This window comes from Bacillus sp. ISL-46 (genome assembly GCF_018613205.1).
In genome coordinates this window covers 1-22,339 of record NZ_JAGGQR010000039.1, presented here as the reverse complement: position 1 = coordinate 22,339, position 22,339 = coordinate 1, and the positions used below count along the sequence as shown (strand labels likewise).

General features: G+C 36.1%; 19 protein-coding genes and 7 pseudogenes. 18 read left to right on the top strand and 8 right to left on the bottom strand.

What is annotated here, in order from left to right; all coding sequences use genetic code 11:
* Positions 1–47: 47 nt before the first annotated feature.
* The gene (locus tag J7E67_RS18735; protein ID WP_214717455.1) at positions 48–965 is read right to left on the bottom strand and encodes an AraC family transcriptional regulator; all 918 of its coding nucleotides are present in this window, start codon (positions 963–965) and stop codon (positions 48–50) included.
* Between the two features lie 258 nt (positions 966–1,223).
* On the opposite strand from J7E67_RS18735, the gene J7E67_RS18730 reads away from it, so the two are divergent.
* The 5 genes and pseudogenes from J7E67_RS18730 to J7E67_RS18710 all read left to right on the top strand — a co-directional run bounded on the left by J7E67_RS18730 (position 1,224) and on the right by J7E67_RS18710 (position 3,706).
* Positions 1,224–2,081, top strand: coding sequence for an MBL fold metallo-hydrolase (locus J7E67_RS18730; protein WP_214732578.1), 858 nt, complete (start codon positions 1,224–1,226; stop codon positions 2,079–2,081).
* A gap of 226 nt (positions 2,082–2,307) precedes the next feature.
* Positions 2,308–2,475 (top strand): annotated as a pseudogene (locus J7E67_RS18725) (aldo/keto reductase); the annotation flags it as partial.
* A gap of 2 nt (positions 2,476–2,477) precedes the next feature.
* Positions 2,478–2,786, top strand: a pseudogene (locus J7E67_RS18720) (DDE-type integrase/transposase/recombinase); the annotation flags it as partial.
* 61 nt (positions 2,787–2,847) lie between these two features.
* Positions 2,848–3,066: pseudogene (locus J7E67_RS18715) on the top strand (DDE-type integrase/transposase/recombinase); the annotation flags it as partial.
* A gap of 517 nt (positions 3,067–3,583) precedes the next feature.
* Positions 3,584–3,706 (top strand): GapA-binding peptide SR1P, encoded by a 123-nt coding sequence (locus J7E67_RS18710; RefSeq protein WP_214717457.1) that lies wholly within the window; start codon positions 3,584–3,586, stop codon positions 3,704–3,706.
* Between the two features lie 218 nt (positions 3,707–3,924).
* On the opposite strand, the pseudogene J7E67_RS18705 reads toward J7E67_RS18710, so the two are convergent.
* Positions 3,925–4,548 (bottom strand): annotated as a pseudogene (locus tag J7E67_RS18705) (DMT family transporter); the annotation flags it as partial.
* Between the two features lie 168 nt (positions 4,549–4,716).
* On the opposite strand from J7E67_RS18705, the gene J7E67_RS18700 reads away from it, so the two are divergent.
* The 5 genes from J7E67_RS18700 to J7E67_RS18680 all read left to right on the top strand — a co-directional run bounded on the left by J7E67_RS18700 (position 4,717) and on the right by J7E67_RS18680 (position 7,138).
* Positions 4,717–5,205 (top strand): DUF2975 domain-containing protein, encoded by a 489-nt coding sequence (locus J7E67_RS18700; RefSeq protein ID WP_214732577.1) that lies wholly within the window; start codon positions 4,717–4,719, stop codon positions 5,203–5,205.
* A 10-nt stretch (positions 5,206–5,215) separates the two neighbouring features.
* Positions 5,216–5,434 (top strand): helix-turn-helix domain-containing protein, encoded by a 219-nt coding sequence (locus J7E67_RS18695; protein ID WP_214717458.1) that lies wholly within the window; start codon positions 5,216–5,218, stop codon positions 5,432–5,434.
* A 595-nt stretch (positions 5,435–6,029) separates the two neighbouring features.
* The gene (locus tag J7E67_RS18690) at positions 6,030–6,182 is read left to right on the top strand and encodes a hypothetical protein (protein ID WP_168243671.1); all 153 of its coding nucleotides are present in this window, start codon (positions 6,030–6,032) and stop codon (positions 6,180–6,182) included.
* Positions 6,183–6,678: 496 nt separating this feature from the next.
* Positions 6,679–6,813, top strand: coding sequence for a BA3454 family stress response protein (locus J7E67_RS18685; RefSeq protein WP_214717463.1), 135 nt, complete (start codon positions 6,679–6,681; stop codon positions 6,811–6,813).
* Between the two features lie 166 nt (positions 6,814–6,979).
* Positions 6,980–7,138, top strand: a complete 159-nt coding sequence (locus J7E67_RS18680; protein ID WP_214717464.1) for a hypothetical protein — start codon at positions 6,980–6,982, stop codon at positions 7,136–7,138.
* 834 nt (positions 7,139–7,972) lie between these two features.
* Here the strand turns inward: J7E67_RS18680 and J7E67_RS18675 are convergent.
* Complete coding sequence (locus tag J7E67_RS18675; RefSeq protein ID WP_214732576.1) at positions 7,973–8,548, bottom strand: hypothetical protein; 576 nt, start codon at positions 8,546–8,548, stop codon at positions 7,973–7,975.
* Positions 8,549–8,766: 218 nt separating this feature from the next.
* Here J7E67_RS18675 and J7E67_RS18670 point away from each other — a divergent pair, with 218 nt between their 5' ends.
* The gene (locus tag J7E67_RS18670; RefSeq protein ID WP_214732575.1) at positions 8,767–8,961 is read left to right on the top strand and encodes a hypothetical protein; all 195 of its coding nucleotides are present in this window, start codon (positions 8,767–8,769) and stop codon (positions 8,959–8,961) included.
* 5 nt (positions 8,962–8,966) lie between these two features.
* Here the strand turns inward: J7E67_RS18670 and J7E67_RS18665 are convergent, their stop codons facing one another.
* Positions 8,967–11,045 carry a helix-turn-helix domain-containing protein gene (locus J7E67_RS18665; RefSeq protein ID WP_214732574.1) on the bottom strand — a complete coding sequence of 693 codons (2,079 nt, stop codon included), beginning with the start codon at positions 11,043–11,045 and terminating at the stop codon, positions 8,967–8,969.
* A 177-nt stretch (positions 11,046–11,222) separates the two neighbouring features.
* Here J7E67_RS18665 and J7E67_RS18660 point away from each other — a divergent pair, with 177 nt between their 5' ends.
* The 3 genes and pseudogenes from J7E67_RS18660 (at position 11,223) to J7E67_RS18650 (ending at position 15,256) form a co-directional block, all read left to right on the top strand.
* Positions 11,223–12,464 carry an MFS transporter gene (locus J7E67_RS18660; protein WP_214732573.1) on the top strand — a complete coding sequence of 414 codons (1,242 nt, stop codon included), beginning with the start codon at positions 11,223–11,225 and terminating at the stop codon, positions 12,462–12,464.
* A 46-nt stretch (positions 12,465–12,510) separates the two neighbouring features.
* Positions 12,511–13,944 carry an amidohydrolase gene (locus J7E67_RS18655; RefSeq protein WP_214732572.1) on the top strand — a complete coding sequence of 478 codons (1,434 nt, stop codon included), beginning with the start codon at positions 12,511–12,513 and terminating at the stop codon, positions 13,942–13,944.
* A 456-nt stretch (positions 13,945–14,400) separates the two neighbouring features.
* Positions 14,401–15,256, top strand: a pseudogene (locus J7E67_RS18650) (tyrosine-type recombinase/integrase).
* A 418-nt stretch (positions 15,257–15,674) separates the two neighbouring features.
* Here J7E67_RS18650 and J7E67_RS18645 read toward each other — a convergent pair.
* A complete protein-coding gene (locus tag J7E67_RS18645) occupies positions 15,675–16,289 on the bottom strand; it encodes a hypothetical protein (protein WP_214717472.1) in 615 nt (204 codons plus the stop codon).
* 261 nt (positions 16,290–16,550) lie between these two features.
* A pseudogene (locus J7E67_RS18640) lies at positions 16,551–16,940 on the bottom strand (Tn3 family transposase); the annotation flags it as partial.
* A 153-nt stretch (positions 16,941–17,093) separates the two neighbouring features.
* On the opposite strand from J7E67_RS18640, the gene J7E67_RS18635 reads away from it, so the two are divergent.
* The gene (locus tag J7E67_RS18635; RefSeq protein ID WP_214732571.1) at positions 17,094–18,566 is read left to right on the top strand and encodes a flavin monoamine oxidase family protein; all 1,473 of its coding nucleotides are present in this window, start codon (positions 17,094–17,096) and stop codon (positions 18,564–18,566) included.
* A gap of 524 nt (positions 18,567–19,090) precedes the next feature.
* On the opposite strand, the gene J7E67_RS18630 is transcribed toward J7E67_RS18635, so the two are convergent.
* The gene (locus tag J7E67_RS18630) at positions 19,091–19,297 is read right to left on the bottom strand and encodes a hypothetical protein (RefSeq protein ID WP_214717474.1); all 207 of its coding nucleotides are present in this window, start codon (positions 19,295–19,297) and stop codon (positions 19,091–19,093) included.
* 237 nt (positions 19,298–19,534) lie between these two features.
* Between J7E67_RS18630 and J7E67_RS18625 the strand changes: the two are divergent.
* A pseudogene (locus J7E67_RS18625) lies at positions 19,535–19,789 on the top strand (aminoglycoside phosphotransferase); the annotation flags it as partial.
* Between the two features lie 278 nt (positions 19,790–20,067).
* Positions 20,068–20,538, top strand: coding sequence for a DinB family protein (locus tag J7E67_RS18620; RefSeq protein WP_214732570.1), 471 nt, complete (start codon positions 20,068–20,070; stop codon positions 20,536–20,538).
* A 235-nt stretch (positions 20,539–20,773) separates the two neighbouring features.
* Here the strand turns inward: J7E67_RS18620 and J7E67_RS18615 are convergent, their stop codons facing one another.
* Entirely contained in the window at positions 20,774–20,956 is a 183-nt protein-coding gene (locus J7E67_RS18615; RefSeq protein WP_214717476.1) for an aspartyl-phosphate phosphatase Spo0E family protein, read from the bottom strand.
* A gap of 1,128 nt (positions 20,957–22,084) precedes the next feature.
* Here J7E67_RS18615 and J7E67_RS18610 point away from each other — a divergent pair.
* The coding region (locus J7E67_RS18610; RefSeq protein ID WP_214732569.1) for a hypothetical protein at positions 22,085–22,339 on the top strand (255 nt) is incomplete at its 3' end.

The window sequence follows — 22,339 nt, the reverse complement described above, 5'->3', positions numbered from 1 at the left end:
ACTTTACGGGGTCACTTCATTTGAAGATTGGCTTTTTTCTATAACTTTCAAGCGTTGATTCTTTGTTCGTGTTTTTCTCTCATTCGATTCATATCTTCTCTTGGTGGTAAACCAAACATGCGGGAATATTCTCGACTGAATTGTGATTGGCTTTCGTATCCTACACGGAATGCGACATCAGCAATATCTGTTGAATCGGCTAATAACAGGTGCCTAGCTTCCTGGAGTCTCAGTTGTTTTTGGAACTGAATCGGGCTCATAGCCGTAACCTCCTTAAAATGCCGATGGAGTGAAGCAACACTCATATTCGCTATTTCCGCAAGCTCCTCGATTTTAAAAGACCTATCATAGTTATTGATGATATGTTCAATAACGTCTCTTATTCGATTTCCGTTGCTACCTTCTATTGCCATTTGCTCCAGTGCCTCCCCATGCGGACTTTGAAGAACCCAATAGAGAATTTCCTTCGTGAATAAAGGAGCAAGTACCTGAATATGTTTCGGATTTTCTAGTAGAAGGGCTAACCTGACTACCGCATCCAATAGAGAAGGGTCTGCTTTGCTGACAAACATCGCTCGTTTGGCATTTTTTTTCTGTCCAACCCGAGTTTGAGAATCATTTAAGACCTCTAAGATTTGACTCGGTGTAAATTCAAGTTTGAGAGCCAAATACGGTTCTTCAGAAGAAGCTTTGATAACATGCCCCGTAACAGGCAAGTCAACGGATGCCACAATGTAATTGGCAGGACCATACCGAAAGCGCTCCTCTCCCAACAATACCTCCTTCTCCCCTTGGAGGATAATGCAAAAGGATGTCTCGTTGACTCTAGCAATTGGTTCGGTAGCGATTGATTCACGGATTAAAAATAAAGATGGGATTGCAGTCGAATGAACACCGTCCTGCTCTGTATGATGATCAATGAGTTTGGCAAGTTCATGCTGCAGTTTGAAAATTCTCTCAGACATATCTGATTCTCCTTTTTCCTTCATCTTCGATAGTCTTATTCTATCGTATATTTGTCGATTGTGTAAATGGTAGGGATAGGATTAGGCAAAAACTTGATACGAATGGGATAAGGGTTTCTTTATTATTTGTTGTATAGTTAGATGTAACAAACTCACCATAAGCAAAAACCGAAATAGAGTGGGTAATAGAAAGAAAGAAAATTAAAAAGACATACAAAAGAATCATTAAACAAATTAAACAATTAGGAGATGAAAATATTGAGCTTATCTGAATCTAAACATAACGCTGGTGCACCCCCTACACAACCTCTTGAATCAGAAGCGTTTGCCAAATCCACTGATACATTCGTATGCTGGCTTTCTGGTGCTGGTTTTCTAATCCATTCACGCGGAACCAATGTTATGATTGATCCTGTTATTGCAATGGATAAAGAAAAAACGGACACTGTTGAAATTGGACTTCGGATGCGCGTTCCGTTGCCAATCGAGGCAAAAGACGTGCCTCGTCTAGATGCCGTCATATACACTCATGGAGACAGCGACCATGTTGGAAAATATACACCCCTTGCTTTAGCAGAAAAGGATGCGTTGTTTTATGGGACTCTTCCTGTTGTCAAAAATATAGAGTCGCTAGGAGTACCGGTCGAACAAACAAAAACCATTGGAATAGGGGAAACCTTTAAAATTGGACAGATAGAAATAACAACGACCCCAGCTGAACATCCATGGCAAGAAAAGAACCCGGAAAAATATGGGCAACCATGGGGACCAAATGATTGCTGTGGTTTCCTTATTAAAACCCCTGACGGCACAATTTGGTGCACAGGGGATACCCGCCTACTACCTGAACATCTTGAGATGACGGGGATCGACGTATTGTTGCTCGACGTATCAAGAGACGAGTACCATCTAGGTCCAGAAGCTGCAACTATCGCCAATAAACTCTCACATGCACAATTAATTCCATACCACTATGGCACTTATGACACTGAAATTGAGGCTCTAAATGGTAACCCAATGGAACTTGCTCCAAGAATCAGTGAATGGGAACGTCGATTACATGTTCTTGCACCCGGTGAAAAATTTGAGGTACGCGGATCTGAACACAACTCTTAAAGATTGTTAGCTGCTAATTCTTATAAGTAGGTAGAAGCGAAGCTTCTACTTTGCATACAGGTAGAAGGAGCACTAATCGGATGTGATAGGATTATGCAAAAACTTGATACGAATGGGATAACGATTCCTTTTTGATTTGTTGCATAATGTAAATAGTCTGATACATGAATTTCTAGCACCAATTAATAGATTTATTTTTCATCTTTTAAAATTGAGGAGGATTAATATGGATTATGTAAAACTTGGAAACACTGGCTTGGATGTATCCCGGCTTTGTCTTGGCTGTATGAGTTTTGGTATCCCAGAACGAGGGATGCATCAATGGGTACTAGATGAAGAGCGCAGTCGTCCTATTATTGAAAAAGCCCTTGAGCATGGTATCAATTTTTTTGATAAGTCATTACAGTCGATAAGAATCCGGCTTATCCTATAGCCATTGAAGAGTTGAAAAAAGAGAAAAGCATACCTGACGGTATGCAACTTAGACAACAGAAGTACTTGAATAACATAGTGGAGAAAGATCACCGCTTTATAAAAAAGCGAGTCCGTTCTATGCTAGGATTAAAAACGTTTCGAACAGCCAAACAGATCATCTGTGGAGTGGAGGTGATGCATATGCTTAAAAAAGGACAACTTCTACAAGGGGTGAAGTCTGTCCACAGCGAGGTTGAATTCATACATAAATTATTTGGAGTAGCATCATAATTCATAGATGAAAAGGGTATTGAGATTCTATGTTTTTAACAAGTATATTTGCACCAGAACCCAACAGAAGTACTTAAATAATATCATTGAGCAAGACCATCGCTTTATAAAGAAGCGAGTTCGTTCTATGCTAGGATTGAAATCGCTTCGAACTGCCAAAAAGATATTGAGTGGTATGGAAGCGATGCATATGCTTCAAAAGAAGCAAGTTTTCTTACGGGAGAAGTCTGTCAAAAACCAGAAAGAATTTATACATCAGTTGTTCGGACTTACAGCATAAGGTAGGATTCCGAAAGGAATCTATTCATTTTTTTAAACTTTTATTGTATTTGCACCAGAACCTTATTTACAATACTGACTAATGGAATAGAAATAGGGTTAATTAAGAGATTAATTTCTTCTTTTATTAGTATATATCTTTTGATGGGAATGCTTTATGTTTTCTTTTTCATCTGGAAAAGGAATTGAAAAGCTAGCTTAATTAAATCGGTATACAAAAAGGATCTTCAACTTGAAGGATCCTTTTTGTATACCGATACACACCCTTTTTTAGACTGATAATATCAGTATGTCCAAGATTTATAGATTAATTTCCAGTTAGCTGAAATTCTACACCAGAACCTTAAATTTATAATTTCCCTAAAAATCGACAGTATCTCTTTAAATGTGTTATACAATTTATTATTGACAAACCAAATGTGACATACTATTATAATATCAACGAATAAAAAACGCTTACATTTTAAGAAATTAGAATTGTCTATCTTATAAAATTCAAACAAAAGGGAGTTTTTCTAATGGGAACTATCATTTGCCAAATTTGCAATAACACAATTGAGCATTTTGAGAATGAGAAAGTATCAACTTTGTACGGACAATGCACTTGCTGTGATAAAAAACAAAAGAAGACTTCTAAATAATTCAAGCATAAATCAATACTATAAAAGCCGTTCTCAAATGTTGAGAACGGCTTTTATAGTTAATAAATCATCAATATATGGTATTTTTTCTCAGGATAATAACCAAATATTTAACTAAAAAAGAAACAAAACCCCTTTTTCTTCAGATAACTTTTTGAAAAAGGGGTTTGTCTACACTCTGAAACCCCTTCAAATACAATTAAAGGGGTTCTTAAATGTTATTTTTTCTCAATCATAACGAATAAAACACCAGCAAGAATTAGGATGGAACCTATCCAAAAGGTTACACCTATATTCTCTCCTAGAATAAGCCACCCAAGTAATGTTCCAACCACGGGTTGAAAGAAGAAAAATATCCCCCCACTTGAGGCGTTAAGCATTTGTAAACCGCGATTTCAAAGTAGGAATCCACCTGCTGTTGAGACAATACCCAAATAAAAGAGTCCTCCCCAAATTGTCGGGTGAGTCAATTCAGAAATATTAATAGTGTGTAATCGTGGCAAAACAAAAGGGGTCAACACGATTAGGGCTACCAAGATGGAATAGGTGGTTACCACAATTTGTGAATAGTCACTCGGCAAACGCTTTACAAGTACAGACATAAGTGCCCACGTTAAAGCAGCAATAAGCAGTGCAATACCACCAAGTTTACTGGATAAATCCACATCTCCGATTCCGACAATGAGAAAAACCCCAATAGTCGCTAGACAAACGGAAAGCCCCTTTTTTAACGTCAATCGTTCTTTAAGAAGTAAGCGAGCAAAAATAACCATAAACGCGGGTGTTGAAGAAGTTATTATGGCTCCCATCTGTGCTGTGGACAGCATTGTACCCGTTTCCTCTTAAAGTAAGAGCATTTCTTTGTAATGAGAAATGCTTTTTAATTTTGACAAAAATAAAAGGATATATCAATAACAATAATAATATAATTAAAAGCAATATTAGTTTATTGTGAAACGATAAAATGTGTGTTAAAATCATGTTGTCATTAAATAAGTGAGGTGTTTTAAATGAATGTTAAACGAGGTTCAACCACTTTCTTAAAGGTAATTATTTTTCTGGCTGGAATTGCAGTGCTTGCTTTGTGCATATTTTTGGTGCCTAAGATCGGGAATTTTGCTGGAGAATTGTATCCAGATATTGCTTATATGAAATCTCTCGTTTTAATCGATATGTACGCGGCAGCGATACCTTTTTACTTTGCTCTGTATCAAACTTTTAAACTTTTAAGCTATATTGATAAGAACCAAGCGTTCTCGGAATTATCGGTAAAGGCTTTAAAGAATATAAAATACTGTGCCATCACGATTAGTACCTTGTACCTGCTAGGTATGCCACTCTACTATCTCATGGCGGAAAGAGTTGACCCTCCAAGTATCATACCAATCGGATTGGTCATTATTTTCGCCTCTATGGTTATCGCCGTTTTTGCTGCTGTTCTCCAAAGACTTTTACAAGAAGCGATTAACATAAAATCAGAAAATGATTTGACGGTCTGAGGTGGAGAATATGGCAATTATTATTAATATTGATGTGATGTTAGCAAAACGAAAAATGAGCGTAACGGAGCTTTCGGAGAGGGTTGGAATTACTATGGCGAATCTTTCCATTCTGAAAAATGGGAAAGCAAAAGCGGTTCGTTTTTCAACATTAGAAGCGATATGTAAGACTTTGGATTGTCAGCCAGGTGATATTTTGGAGTACAAAAGCGACGAAGACATTCATTAAAAACAGACAACAAATTTATTTAACTAACGGGAGTCGATAGAGAATTTAAGGGATAGCCATTAAGCTATCCCTTCTTTGCGTTTATTGATGTTATTTACTCTGAGTATTCCATTGAGAATTGCATTGATATTAGTGACAAAAAATAGGATGTGATTTGCAATGTTTGCACCTCAAAAGGAAACCCGTTATTCTGATTCCCCTGTTTTTTTGTTGTTAAATGTTGTGCTAATTAAGATGCGTATTATATTGTTAATTAGCTTGTTAATTGACATTTTGTACTTCAAAACAGAACCCGTTATGTAAAAAGCTACTCTTTTTTATTTTTACTTTGTTAAAACATTTTTAATTCACTTTTAACAAACTGAGCAGGTTAGTGGAAGAACAGGAGGAAAATATAATTTTTTAATGTCGTAATTTACAACTATTGAGCACATTTTAGAGTGGTCTATTCGGCAATAATTAAAGAAAACTTTACGACTTTTTAATCTAAACTAAAAAAATAAAGGCTAGAATTATCGTAAGTAACCAGATGTAATACCTGAAAAAAATAAATTAAGGAAAGACAAATATTATTCATAATGGAAGGATGATATTTATGTATATTTCCTATAAAAACTTTCAAGGCGGAATTAATAATTTGGTGGTAGTAGAAAGCAATGGAGTGGTTACAACAAGTATAAAAGATACGGAAACAGCTATAAGAACCCATAAAAGAAAATTAAAACGATTAAAGGCTAAACAAAAGTGAACAAAACGAACATAATGTGCAATAGAAGAAATGGAGCTTGTTCAACTCGGGTGCGTTAGTTTACTAAATAAGTAAGAAATTCATCTTAGCAAAGGTGGTTTTTTTAATTTGGGGAAATTTAGTTTGAAGGATTAAAACAAAAAGGTAATTTAAGATTGGTATAAGGAGCCGGCCTTTTTTAGTTTTATATTTCGACATTTTTCTTCATTCTAAGAAGTGTAACAAAATACATAAGAGATTAGAATCATAAAAAGTTTGTTGATTTTATTGACTTTGCCAGTCATTACCGTTGCTAGTGAGTATATTAATTTTCGTTAAGTTGAGAATTTGTCAAATCTTGACCTTTTTTTTAGCTTTAATCACTTTCATTTTATTTGTAAAATAAAAAAAGTTAAAAAACATTTATAGGGATAACTAAATGAAATTGGATTTATTAGAGAAGTGGAATGAACAAAAAGTGAGAATTATTAGAATTATATAAAGGAGATAGAACAAAATGTACAAGTATACAATCTATGTAACACATAAAGATAAAGTTTATCAAACCAACGTAATAGCTACCAAAAACCAAACAGAAGAAGAAGTTTATCGTATAGCACAAGAACAAGTTCTGAAACAATGGGCAAATTAAATACGGGATCCTGGGATTAAAAGGATTTCGAATGGAACTTCCACTTGAAGAATAGATTTTGGATAGCTTCCTTTACTTGAATATCCAGCTGCCAATGGCGGCTTTGGAGGATTTTATGAAGAATATTAATTATATATAAATTATAATAAGAGGAGTTGGTGGGTTTATGAAGAATACTAATAACCTTACTATAGGGGAGTTGGAAAGACGTATTGCTCATTTTGAGGATCGTCTTACGGATTTTATTATTACCGAGGAACAAAGAGAGTTAATCAAAGAAAGCTTAAGGGAACTAAAGAACGCTAAAGAGCGCAAGGCTTCCTAAACTTTTTAAATAAAATAATACATATAAATTAAAGAGCATTATCTGTTTTAAGATAGATGCTCTTTTTTGTAACCGCCTTTTATTAACCTAGTCTATACCTCTCTGACTCGCACCATGCGTCGGGGTTTTGATAGTGCTGAACATTAGCATTCAAACCAAAGAAAGAACATGTTGAGGTGGGTTTATGTTTGATTGAATTTATTCTCATTTCGTAAATACTTGGTTCTTTCTTTTTCTAGTGATGGGCGGATTCGTAATAAAATGGGCTACTTATCTGTATTTTTTATTTAAGAAATCAAAGAAACAAGATGGTTCGTAAAATTGCCTTAAAGTACCTTAACGTAATGCACCTTGCTTGAATATCCATCCAAGTATTGCTTCCTTATACTTTTTAACTAAGCATATATAATATTCATTATATACGTTCAGAACCCCGTTATTTTTGTCTTTCACATTGAGCGCATGGAAGAATCTCAATTTTGCAACTAGGACAAATTTGTCTTTGAAACTTTGTTTGTAGTTCTACTTCCATTCTCACAACTTGAACACCATTCGGTTACTGTTTCCATTTTCCTATCCCCTTCCGATTTCAATAATATTGTGTGTGTGGGAAAGGATTATCTCAACCTTACCTAATTATATTAGGTCATATTGACCACTGTGGTCAATTGTAAAACCTTGTTACATAAGGACTTTTAACATTTTTACTATAACTAAAAGACCACTAGTAATTAAACAAATTCTTCTTTTTTCTAGTAATAAATCATTTAGCTTGGCAAACAAAAAAGAGTGCAGCTGAACGATTGCTGTTCTGCAACACTCTTTAAAACTATATTATCTGTATCCTTGTGCTTTTAAATATTCAATTTGTTCGTAAAGTTGTTTTAGTCTTTCTTCTTTACCTTCAACTTTAACTGGCTCTCGGTATGGATCAGCGTTAAAGGTTTGAATAATTCTCAATTTTGTTTGTTCTTCTTCATCAAATTTATTTTCAATCTCATTTGGTTTGATTGGGTTGTTTTTTAATGGCTCCAATTTATACTCTAATATTTTACCACCGATTTCAATGTTTATTGATTCACCTGTTTTCTTTCTCTCTGTTTCAAAATCCACTTTATTAGATTGATTGTTTACATTGCTTTCGGAAGGTTCTGTAACGCTTTCAGAAGGCTCGACAGGGAAAAGGATAGGCTCTTGCTTACGAATGACTGTAAACGGCTGATTAGCCTCAATTTCTTTACGTTTATCACTAAGTAACCATGATGGTGTTACTTCCACTCGTAAACCATCTTCTATTAACTTCTCCTTGAATGAAAATTCTTTTGTAGTTTGATATGCAATAACCTTTTCTCTTAAGAATTGACACATTTTTTTATAGTAATGAATTACCAAGGTATTGAAAGGTTTCATAACTTAGAGTCATAAATAAAATTTAAGATTGAAGATATAAGTAGAAGTTCTGTATTCTTCAAAGGGACATTTAACGTAATAAGACTTAACAGGTAGAATCATCAGTTAATGATGGTAAACACTCTTCAGATGTATATCTTAGTCCTGATAACCAAACAATAAACTGTCTATTGTTTATCAATTGATGACACGAGGCCAACCCTGAGAGCGTAAGGGCTATGGCTTCAATGGCTATTTCTGTAAAGATAGGCATTATTGCTCCTGCCATCTTCATGTATGGATGGCAGCTTAACAGCCGCCTTTTAGATGGTTTGTATGACTGGATCAGAATTGTGCTGGCAAATACCCATGAGAAAAGCAGACCTCTACCCCAATCTCATCCTAAACCTTCATTTGCTATTGTACTAGGATGAGAATTTCAGTACAAATCACTAAGATGACAAGCTAGGAGCAATTTAAGCCAATCACTAGAATCGTTTAGATTGACTGCGAGTATTTCCTCGATTTTTCTTATTCGATGGTAGAGTGTATTTTGATGAATATGCAGACGTGCTGCCGTTTCGGGTATAGATCGATTGGCATCAATGTAAGTTCTCAGTGTCAACTCCAGATCACTTGACTGGGCCTTAGGAGATTGGAGTGGCTCGAACACATCTTGAATAAATGGTTTAATATCCTCAGCCTGCTGATTGATAAACAATCGGTTAATGCCAATACTTTCATAACTGATAATGTCAGGAGTTCCACGATTTAAGATATAGGCTAATGATTTATTCGCTTCTTCAAAACTTCTTGCAACATTTTCGAGACCCGGGTAAGGCGTCCCTATCCCCCCCATAAGGACTGGAGCATCCTTATTTGTCCATGAATTTACCACCTTTTTTAATTTTCGGATCACAACTTCCTGTTGGGACTCAGAAGTGGCATTCATAATGATTGTCACTTTATCCTGAAAACCAAATAGAAGATACTGTAAAGAGACCAATTCATTATGTAGAGCGGCAATTAGCTTTCTCTGGTATGTTTCTTGTTTCTTGACGACTTGTGCCCGCCCACTCAATTGCATTACGGTGACAAAGAATAGTTTGTCTGGAGAAAGACCAAAATCACTTGATTTAGAAGTTAGTAGATTTGGCTCTTTATATTGGAGAAGTTCATTAAAGAATTCATAGCATTGTTTATAGTACATATCTGTCATGGAATAGGTATTAACCATTTTTAGCGCAACCACAGCACTCCCCTGCTCTAGCACTACAGTATCAAGAGGACGGAGCAGCCGCTTGAGCTCCACCACAAAGTAACCGATTGGAACCCCCTCATTTACAATGGGATACAAATGAACAGGAGTTTCATTAGTAGTAACTGTCAATGAATCTAAAGAGTTTTCCCATCCATTTAATAAATCTGTATCCATTAGCTTCTTTGAAAGCGGAGTGTAATGTGGATACCATTCATTTTTTGTTATATCGAAAAGAGAAACAGGGAGGTTGATCATCCGTTCAACTGTTTTTGCAACCATTATCAAGTCAGAATCCTTTAAAGAGAGTTTAGTAAAAACTTCATGAATATGGTTTCGTTTAACTAAATATTCATTTGTTTCCCTTAGATCTGAGAAAAGTCTTGCATTCGTAATGGCAATTGCTGCCTGATCAGCAAAACCCTGCAACCGGCGTAAATCAGCGTTAGTCAACTTTCGTTTTTTAGTAATCTGATGAACAATCATCACACCAATCTTTTCCTCGTTCATCCTTACTGGAACAGCCATAGCAAATATATTGGAATTTATATTTGTATTTCCCAGTGCAGCCATTAAACTTTTCATATTGTTTGCCTGAATATTAGATATAGCTTCCAATCCTTGTTCAGGATTGAAGATACGGCCGACTCCATCCTGGTAAACCTTTCCTCCAATACCTTCCCCTAAGTCGGTCTTGAAATCATAGATAGACGATCCCAATCCAACACTTGCTTTAGGGGTAAGCTTTTGTGTCTCAACGTCATAAAGCATTAGAAATCCACGGTCCACCGATGGAATAGCAATCAATACGTTGTGCATGATATTGTGTAACAGCTCATCCAACTCAAGCATGGAAGTTAGCGAATGCAAGCCATCTAGCCATGCATCATTCTCTTGCCAATATCGCTCAAATGTTTGTTGAAGCAGCAAATTATGGACTTGCAACACAAAATAATTACACTCGAATTGAGATAACGTCCTACCAGAATGTATGCAAGCACGAACCAAAGTTGATTCAGGAACTTCTGTTGCAAACTCAAACAATTGGCTACCAGTCTCGGGATTGTAGCATGTGGCATAGTTATTACTTTCTATACAGGATGAATTCGGCCATAAATCTTCATTTGAAAAAAGGGTCTCCTCCATATCGGTGAGTGGGTCCTTACATAAGTGGCCCCACTCTTCTGTGCAAGCCAACACCCAAACATGGTATGTCAAGGTACCATCAAATCTCCCCATTGTCATTCCTTTCTGTTCCATGTTAATCCCCCTTAACTTACTCCTTTAATTAATGATTGTACAATTCTTCATTCATTATCTTATATATTGTGGAAATTCACAACAGAATTCTGAATATAATGTATATTTCGACAATGACAATAAGTGCTTGTTTATTTATATTTTATTTATAAACATTCAATAAAAAAGGAGGTTTTTATGTTGGGGGAAAGCGCTAACAATTCAAAGAGCAAATTGATTTTATTAATTCTCTATTTTGGCTGGATTATATCGTACATTGACAGAACGGTTATAAGTCTTGCAATTGTACAAATCGGAGAAGATTTATCACTTGATGCGTCCAAATTAGGGATTGTACTAAGTGCCTTCTTCATGGGGTATGCATTAATGCAGATTCCAGGTGGCTGGCTTGCAGACCGTTTTGGATCACGAAAAGTCATCGTGATAGCTGTTTTGGCCTGGTCGGTATTTACTGCATTGTCTGGACTTGCGTGGTCCCTTACTTCGTTAATTCTTATTCGATTTCTTTTTGGAATCGGTGAAGGGGGATATCCTGCAGCAAGTACTAAAGCAATATCTGATTATTTTCCCGCAGATAAAAGGACGAAAGCTCAATCAACGATGATGTCTTCAAATGCATTTGGTGCTGCTCTTGCACCGATTATGTGTGCTCCACTACTAGTCGCATTTGGTTGGCGGAACGTGTTTTTGTTAATCGGCCTATTAGGTATTATCTTTGTGATCTGGTTCCTCATATCCACTAGGCAAGCTGGGAATTACTCTAATTCTGACATAGCAAATAAGCCTAGTAGAAAAGAGTATGCAGAGCTACTCCGCAATTCCTATTTATGGAGGGTTCTATTAATCTTCTTTTTTATCAATATTACAAGCTGGGGTCTTATTTCCTGGATGCCTTCATACTTGATGCAGGGGCTTGGAATCGATCTTAAATCAGTTGGGTTAATCAGTGCGATCCCCTCCTTGTTCATGACAATAGGGATGATTATTAGTGGAAGAATCATTAATAAGGTTGGTTCGAATGCAAAATATGGAGTAATAACTGGAATTATTATTATGGGAGCTTCTCTTTATCTAATGTCATCTTCATCCAGTGTTTTCCAGGTGATTATGTATCAGTGCATTGCTTTTACTTTTATGTCATTTATTATGAGCTTTATCTTTACACTGCCACACCGGGTTATGGAACAGAAGGTAGTGGGTACCGCATTTGGCATAATAAATTTGGGAGGGCAAGCTGCAGGTATTTTTTCCCCGATGATCATGGGTGCCCTTATCGCTTCGTCAGGAGGGTCTTACAAAAGTGCGTTCTTGTTCTTAACTATATGCTGCCTAGTCGCTGCAGTTCTTACTTGTTTCTTACCATCAGCTAAAAATAAACAAACAGCAACAGATTATTCTACCGCAGAAACAGTAAACTGAGTGATCGCAGGATTGAATTAATAATTAAAGAAAAGGGTGAGGAGAAATGGGAAAATCGAACATTACTAAATGGATGGATGAGAATGAAGCTAAATTTACAGATTTGGCCAAACAAATTTGGGAACATCCTGAATTAGGCTATAATGAAACTTTTGCATCTAGCTTGCAAATCAAGACTTTAGAAGAAGCAGGGTTTGAGGTTACTTCTGGGATAGGTGATGTGCCAACCGCATTTGTTGCACAATACGGAAAAGGAAAACCAGTCATAGGTATTCTTGGAGAATTTGATGCCCTACCAGGATTATCTCAAAAAGTCACTCCAAATATTAACCCAGTGGTTTCAAATGGACCAGGACATGGCTGTGGACACAACTTGCTTGGAACAGCCGGGGTAAATGCTGTGATTACTCTTAAGGAAAGAATGGACGCAGAAATGCTACCTGGAACCATTCGATACTATGGGTGCCCTGCAGAAGAACTGCTCTCTGGAAAAACGTTTATGGCAAGGGCTGGCGTATTTGACGATTTGGATTGCGCCCTTACATGGCACCCTGGAACGGCCAATATAACAGCAAATTTCCGTATGCAGGCATTAACTGCAATCGAATTTTATTTCTCTGGGAGAACTTCCCACGCTGGTGCTGCTCCACATCTTGGCCGCAGTGCACTAGACGCAGTAGAGTTAATGAATGTCGGTGCTAACTATTTACGGGAGCATGTTCTTGATGGTACCCGAATCCACTATCAGATTACAAATGGGGGGATGGCACCCAATGTCGTACCAGATAAGGCTAGTGTTTATTATTTTTTGCGTGGAGCTGACCGCAAACAGGTGGAGGAATTAAAGGAAAGGTTAATAAAAGTTGCTCAAGGGGCAGCTATGATGACAGAAACTTCTGTAAGCTGGGAAATCAAATCTGGATGCTACGAAACACTGCCAAACGAAACTTTGAATGAGCTTATGTATATGCAAGCGGAAGCAGCAGGACCATTCACTTTTACCAAAGAGGAAGAGAAGTTTGCTGAAGAAATTCTTCAAACGGTTGATCCTTCTGTGTTGGCAGGAGCTAAAAATCATCTCATGAGTGGGAATGCAAACAAAATACTCGATACAAGCTTCTATCACGATATGAAACATTTCGGTTTAACCATGGGTGGATCGTCCGATGTAGGAGATGTATCTTGGATTGTTCCGATGGGACAAATAATGACCACTTGCGCACCACTTGGAGTTCAATTACACACCTGGCAGGCTACAGCTTCATTTGGTTCATCAATCGGCATGAAGGGAATGCATCATGCAGCAAAAGTAATGGCATTATCTGCTTACGAATTGCTACTGAATCAAGATGGTATTCTTGAAAAAGCAAAAGCCGAATTCATAGCAAGTAAAAAAGGAGTAAGTTACAAACCAGGTATTCCTGCTAACGTTAAACCACCTATACCAAAAGGAGAAGCTATTCCTATTTCGGCAATCTGAAACACTGATTATTTACAGTGAACAAAAGATGTCGTACAAGAAAATGATGATAGTTAACTGAAATTAATAAGATGTATTAGTAAAGAAACTGGTTGGTGAATAACTACAACCAGTTTTCGTATTTAAATGGTGCCCCTATAATATCTTTGGTTAAAGAATATATTAGGATTCCTTTATTTTTTTAGGTGTACGAATATTAGTAGTAAAATAATCATCTCCATTTTAATTGGAGTACCGTACCATGTTATTCCGATAGGTTAATAGTTGTTGTCAAAGACCAATTAGCGAATAATAACGTCGATACCATGAGTGTAGGAATCCATCTTGATTTTAATCACTAGTGATCTATCGATTAACTAATTATTTAATATACATTATATTCGTTCAAACTATTAAAATCCTATGTTATACTCGTCATATAATGTTTGTTTTTGGTAGGATAAGTCCCCAAAAACCATTATTTCCTATCGGAAGGATATCCTGATTTTTAGAGATGATTTACATATACAGCCAGATCATTTTGTGACGGCAACGGATGTAAGAAAATGGATCAATGGCATGTTGCATCCAAAGGATAGAAAGCCATTGGCTATTACGACAATCAATCGCCGGTTAAACTCATTACGCAGTTTTTATTCGTGGGCGCAAAAAAGTAGCAATCTGCAACATAATCCAATGGTAGAAATCAATGATTAAATCTGCCGATGAAGATCACGAAAAAATCATGTGGCTCACAGAAGAAGAGTTTGAAGAACTTTTACATCGAGTGAGAAAGACACCGGTCAAAAGCAGAGGGGTGAATCCCGAAGAAAAATACCGCCGGGATCGAGCGGTTATGTATTTATTGACGTACGCTGGTTTGAGGGTGAATGAACTATCAAACTTAAAGTTAACCGATCTTGACTTGGAGTTAAGACGTATTCGAATTCTGGGGAAAGGACGGAAGCTTCGGACGGTTCCTATGTCCAATACCTTGTGGCAGGAACTGTACGAGGTTAATTTTTAGAGCAGAAATGTCGAACAAGAAAGAGCATGTAGAAGAGTCGCCTTATTTGTTCTACAGCCAGCGATCACCAAAATTTACTGTCCGTGGGATCCAGACTATGATTGAAAGTTACAGCTTACCGCGGAAAAAAATAACACCGCATATGTTTCGCCATACATTTTGTAAATGGATGTTAAGAGCTACTAATAATGACATTGAAAAGGTGAGGAGACTCGCCGGTCACAGTAATATTTCAACCACGGCAAGGTATTTGCGAGATTCCTATAGTGATTTGGCGGATGCTGTTATGCTATGCCTAAATTTTAATTCTATTAGAGATGTTTTTTTGTTATGAATTATAAAGCTTACTTATCCTTTGGGCTGAAGATGCTCCAATCGAATTAAAAGCTCGGTGTTAGGGCATCAATGATGGAAAATCGGAGAGATGACAGCTGTGAAGGCCATGCAAAGAATAGGGGTTAAAAAGAAACATTTCATAAGTTAGTTAAGGAGTTAAAATCAGAATTGAAAAGTACCATTATATAATAATAGAAGAACTCGTCAAAAAAGCCTTTGCTCAACGAAAGCAAAGGCTTTATAAATTAAGGTGATTATTTTATTTTTCAACAAACGGGCCATTTTCTTGAATAAGACTTTTTAAAAAAACTGGATGTTTGTTAATGTGAATATTGTAAAGAATTGAACTTAAAACTAAAAAGCCGTTTTATAAAGCGCACTGACTATTTTAATTATTATTTCTTTGAATCTGTTTGTATATAAGTTTTGATAATGAATTTTCCGCGCTTATATTTCCCTTTTGTGCTTCTTTTTTCAGAAGTAAGATCATAATTCCACGAGGGACAATAATAACAGATAAAAAAGAACAAAGGTCAATTATATTTGCATAAGGCTTTAGGTAAACAAAAATTCCCATATTGGATAGTAAGAAGCCATAATATCCAATTATAAATAAACCTGAAAACAGTATGCTCCAACGCAAAAAACTATTCCAAGGAGACTTGTACTGGTATAAAATCATAGCAATTAATGGTGCAATCGTTAAGCTACTTCCGAAAAAATTCGGATAAACAGGAGATATAGAAATTTTTACTGCCCAAAAACCAAAAAACATTCCAATTGAATCGTAAACTACAAATGCCACTGCCACCAAAGAACCATATAACAAAATCTCCACTATTCGTTTTTTGTCTACAAGATAAAAAAATAATAAATAACAAACAAGCACTACAAACAGCGTAAAAAACCATTCAAATGTAAGGAACTCTTGATTAAGCCATTTGGTTAAGATTAGATTATTCAATGCATCAGATTTTTGCATTATTTCTTCGTTAGTAATCATTACAGTTCCCCCTTTTAAAAAATAGATAGTTTTAACATTTGTAAATAATTTAAAATTTATTCTATAAATTCAGAGCATTCTTGTTTAATTAAAGGGGGATTTAGGGGGAAAAGTGCACCAACATCCAATAAAACTATCTTCCGTAATCGGGCGCTTTTCTTTAGTAAGGATTGCAGTCTTTTTGCATCTAAGTGTTCATTGCAAACACCAGCTAATATCATGATAAAATATTAGCTGGCTTTCCGATCAAAATGATGAAAGCTATGACACTTTCAACTTAATAGGGATTCGCTGTTCCATATTAAGTCGAAAGGTTCCATAAGGATTTACATGGTTATAGAATAAAGGCGTTAATCCCCTAAAGTCTTCAGGAGTCATTTTCTTTAGCCAATACCGGTTGTTATGATAAAGAATCTCTTGAACCATTAAAGTATTGATGTAAACTAGGCAGTTTTGAAGTAATTGAAGTGATAATGTAGACACCTCTTGATCATCTAGAGAATTGAAACGAATTTCACTGTTTTTTCCATAAAAAATATAGCTGTTAACGGAATTCCATTGTTCAACAGTATTTAATCCTTCATGAATTTCTCTACGCACTTCCTCAAAATGTAAATAATCACATAAGAAAATGGTTTTGATTGCTTTTCCTGAAGGACGTTCAACCCATCCGGAACTATGAAAAGATTCTGAGCTAGTGGAATAATAATTTTAATATTTATCCTAATTCGCTTTTCTTGCTGAATAAAATGGCAGTAGACCAAATTTCAATTCCTGGTCTATCCCATTTTGAGGAGGAAAAGCATGTTAAATTACGTATTTCCGAGGTTATCCTCTGATCATATGATGTCAATCATACGAAATGGACTAGAAAAAACCAAAATACCCAAGAAGATCATTATTATTGGTGCAGGTATGGCAGGACTGGTCTCAGCCTCTCTGCTTAAGCAGGCCGGCCACAATGTAACGGTCATTGAAGCAGCTGATAGGATGGGAGGACGGATATATACATTAAGGGGGGATTTTAGGGATGAGCAGTATCTTGAAGCTGGTGCGATGCGTATTCCCAGTACGCATTTATTGACTTTGGAATATATAAAAAAATTCCAGCTCCCTGTTAATAAGTTTATCAATTCGACTCCTGCCGATTTTATCTATGTAAAAGGGGTTAAAACACGATTAAAGGCGTACGAACAGAACTCTCAAATATTACGCTTTCCCGTTCTCCCGCATGAAAAAGGTAAAACAGCTAAGGAGTTGATTCAATCAGCGATAAAACCGGTTACCGATTTTATTAACCAGAACCCCAGAAGAAATTGGCCTTGGGTCATTCGGGAATTGGATAAATACTCGATGGATACTTATTTGAGATACAATCCATTCGGAGTCACATTATCTCCGGGAGCCATCGAAATGATTAAAGTAATTCTTACACTGGAAGGAATTATTGAGCTTTCATTTTTGGAACTATTACGTGAACAGTTAATCCCTGAAAATTTTTATGAAATAACAGGTGGTAACGACCTGCTTCCTAAAGCATTTACCAATCAATTGAAAGATAATATTTATTACGGACAAAATGTAAAAAGAATTGTACAGCACGACAATCAAGTAACCGTTCATTCTATCCATCGAATCTTAGAACCTTTTCAAATTACTGGAGATCTTGCGATTGTGACAATTCCTTTTTCAGTACTGCAATTTGTAGAAATTGAGCCTCGTGATTCATTTTCCGAAAATAAATGGAAGGCTATTCGGGAACTAAAATATGCAGGGTCTACGAAGACAGGGATCCAGTTTAAAAACAGGTTCTGGGAGAAACAAGGTTTGTATGGCGGGCAAACTGTTACTGACCTCCCGATTAAATATGTTCAGTACCCCAGCCACGGCCTCGGTACACAAGGAACAGGTGTCATTTTAGGCAGTTATACATGGGAAGATGATGCGATACCATGGGATAGTTTGAATCAGGATAATCGCTTGGAATTTGTTTTAAAAAATTTAGCAGAGATCCACGGTAAACAGGTCTATAGTGATTTTCAAGGAGGAACGAGCCACAGTTGGGTTCGATATCCGTATTCTGCTGGAGCATTTACGCTGTTTAAACACGAACAGGTAAAAGAGTTAACCCCTTATATTTCCACACCCGAAGGAAGAGTACATTTTGCAGGCGAACATACCTCAACTACTCACGGTTGGATCCAAGGAGCAATCGAATCCGGAATACATGCTGCATATGAAGTGAATGACTTGCCAAAAACTTACTTTGAATCTTAATTGTGGTCCATGTGTCGCTCAGTAAAAAACAACTGCCCTCCAATTGTTAGTCTCTCAACTGGCAATTGGAGGTGTAGTCACCATCCCCAATATTAAATACAAGCGCCGAAAAAGAGAGTTCAATATTAACTGTCCGCGCTTACCTCTAGTCCAGAACACATAGTCAATGGAGAGAGCTCCCGTGACCATAGTGGATGATTGTTTAATGCTAATACATACTTTTTTGTAAGAGGTCTTTCCATATGGGAAGCGAAACTTGAGTTACTTAATTTTTTTAAAAATGAAATTTTTTAACATTAGTCCCATAAAAACTCCATATGCCAAAGAGCTAATTAAATGACTATAATAACTACTCACTGGTCTTATAGGAATAGTTTTTCCCTCAATAGACATAGTGAAAAGAAACTCCCATAAAAACCACATAAATAGACTGATTACACCACAGATCAGGACAACATATCTATGCCCCCATTTTCTAAGTGCAAGATAAATCATAGCTCCTAACATAGAACCAATCCCAAAATTTAGATCAAACCAATTAATTCAGATGGCCTATCCTTAATAGTAATCATTAGGCTGTTTAATTGGTATAAAGTGTACTTCTTATCGTAACCTGAACGAAGTAATATCCATGAGGTAATTTCTCCTACAAATGTTGAAACAGCGCCTATCACTCCTGCTATTACAACCTTATCATCATCCAAACTTTTAACTTCCATGTTTATCCCCATTTCAATGCATCTTTTGTTTATGTGTTATCCAAATAGTTGGCACATTATTCATGATTCATCGCTCACTGTTAGTGACTTCTCGGTCTCCATAATGCCTGGATAGCAGTGATAGTGTCACCTTCACGCTTTTAGTAAGTAACTAACCTACAAGCCTTAAAGGCTTGAGAGTGTTGCCTTTAAGGCAACAAAGGTTAAGACAAGGGGCGGCTGCTTACAAAGGAGAGAAAGCCCCGGGAAGTTTATTATAAATCAATACAGCATGCTAACCGTATAAAACAAAGAGTTAGATTGTTTTATGAATCTTACGGTGAGGGAATAGAAGAAGATTATTTGGAGATGGTATTGCTACGATTAGAAGGGTTATGTAAAACAATTACAAGAAAAGCCAGTGATGGTGACATTGCTTTTCAAAAGATGATAGATGAAGGGCATCTTGAACATTATCAAAACGATATTAAATTTATTCGTGAACATGGAAAAGAGTGGGCTTAAGGATAGGTTTTTATTTAACGGGTGGCTTTTCTTCAATTGAGTCTTTGAAACGTTCTTCCGCAATAGGGTGCTTATATTTAAGAAGGTGAGGCTGTTGTAGCAGCCGTTTTCTTATGAGCTAAGGGGGACGGAAACAATTCCAGATTTCAGGAGCCACTATGGAAAACAAAATCAAAAATTTGACATTTAATGTCAATAAATTGTTCCAGAAAAGGGCCATCTTCGCTCTTTTTATATGGTAAAATATGGATGTTTGTATATGAAAGGAGGAGAAAGAGATGAACGAACTTGTATTTAAGCAATTTGAAATGACAAGAGAGTACTTCATCAAGATCGTAAGGTCTGTTTCCAAGGACCAAACAGATGTGCAGCCAGATGGTTTCAATAACACAATTCATTGGCATACGGGTCACGTCTTGACAGTTACTGAACAAACCATGTTTGGTTTTCCTCATGCAACAACCCATCTTCCCACATACTATATGGAATTGTTCGGTAATGGCACGAAACCAGCTGATTGGACGGGAAATGTACCTACTATGGATGAACTTATGGTACAGCTAAAAGATCAATTAGCTCGTCTTCAGCAAATTTCAGCTGAGCAGCTAAACAACACCTTGGAAACACCATTCCTGGGATGTAAAACCTTTGGAGAACTGGCGTGTGTAACACTGATGCATGAAGCAGCCCATATGGGACAGATTCAAGCAATGAAGCGAATAATTGAACATGTGGGTGTAAAAAGCTAATTTTGACAAGAAGCGTTTAATAATATTGTCGATTCTTCCACAATCGGGCGCAATTCTTGTACAAGGAATTGTGTCTTTTTAAGTTATCATCGTGTCTTAATAATTTAGTAATGCATAATTGCTTCAAAGTGCGAACTGAAAAATGATTCCTCATGAAAGAAAAAGAAAACAGATTTAAAGATAAAAAAAATAAAAGCCAAGAACCTCTTGACTAATTTTTTTGATTCATGAGGCGTTAAATAATCTTTTTTTGATTATTTGAAAAAGATTTCATATGCAGGTTTAGTAAAATATCTAACTCTTGACTGCATTTTATGGTTTCTTGACTAATAAAACCTATCTTAAATGCAGTTTCAACCATTTTCTTCTTCATTTGGTCTATATTTTTTAAAAGTAATATATCATTTGAACATGTCATAATACCGATAACTCCTAATAAAAGTTTTTATAAAACAACAAAATTATTATAGGATAAATTTCTTGAATTTTGGTATTTTGAAAATAAAAATCGCAGAAATAGACCATTAAAAAAAGTAGTGGTAAAAAAAGTTTATCATATTTCCAATTCCGTTTACGTCGCACAATTATGATATTTGACCGAAAACTGATTAGTTGAGCTTAATTTGCAATAAATGCAAAAACCCCCAAATGGGGGCTTTAGAAAACTAAAATCCGAATGGTCCTGGCATACAGCAAGGATTATGTGGTACTCCGCACATCGTATGTTGTTCGCAGCATTCATTTACACAGGATTCTGTGTTCATAGATCCATCCACAATAGAGCTGAACGGTATACCAACACTATTTCCCACAATATGTATGCTCATTGAGTTTTAATGGGAAAATAATTCCTATTGAGGAGGATTGAGGTAAATCTACTAGTACAGTTGTGGTTTATTCATTTCATTAGTAAAGGATACGAAAATATTACAACAAAAAAGTGTCGAGGGCTTCACTTCTGTAAAATTTATTTGAAAAATAAAAAATCAATGTAACAATCCAAAAAGGGCAGCTGCAACTACGCAGATGCCCTTAATTTAACTTAAAGGTTTATTTTAGCATTTGTACAGCCTATAAGGTAGGAAATCTTCCCTTTTTTTGTTATGGAAAAGTAATTATCCTTTCTCTTAAGCGATATTTAGCTTGTAATACCTCGATTTTTCGATTCCCTTCTGCCCTCCTTTTTTAAATATTTTCTTAATGTAATCCCATCAACTTTTTATCAAATTTCCCAAGTTAAAGCTTAAATTTTGGTTGAATAAGATGATTTCCAAAATGTTCGTTTTAAGGGGGAAATAAATCAATTTTTATTTTATGAAAATATTGTCTTGGGTTTTACGTCAAAATGTTGGGGGTAACCTTAATATCCTCTACGTTACTATATCTTTCAGTTTAATTATTTTTAAGAATTTATTTTTAGGACTTAAGTTAGTTGACAATGGGAATCATTATCAATTAACATGAAACTCGAGTTAACTGATTGATAATAATTATCATTATCAATGTGTAGTGAGATATTGAGATCTATGGGAAAGGGGAAATAGAAGTGATTACGATACAACCAAAAAGTGCGAGACTGATAGAAAATCAGGTTTTTGAAGAGGAAGAAGCCAAAATCTTAACCTACATTAGGAGCGAAGATCCTAAATTGGAAGAGTCATATTTGCTGAATCTTCAGGCAGGAAGAAGAGGGATCTTTCAACGTTTATTTCAGGCACTTATACGAGAAAAAATAATCAAAGAAGAAAGAATTTTATGGCTGGAAAGTGTTGGAACAATCATTTGCATAAAGCTTCCCAGC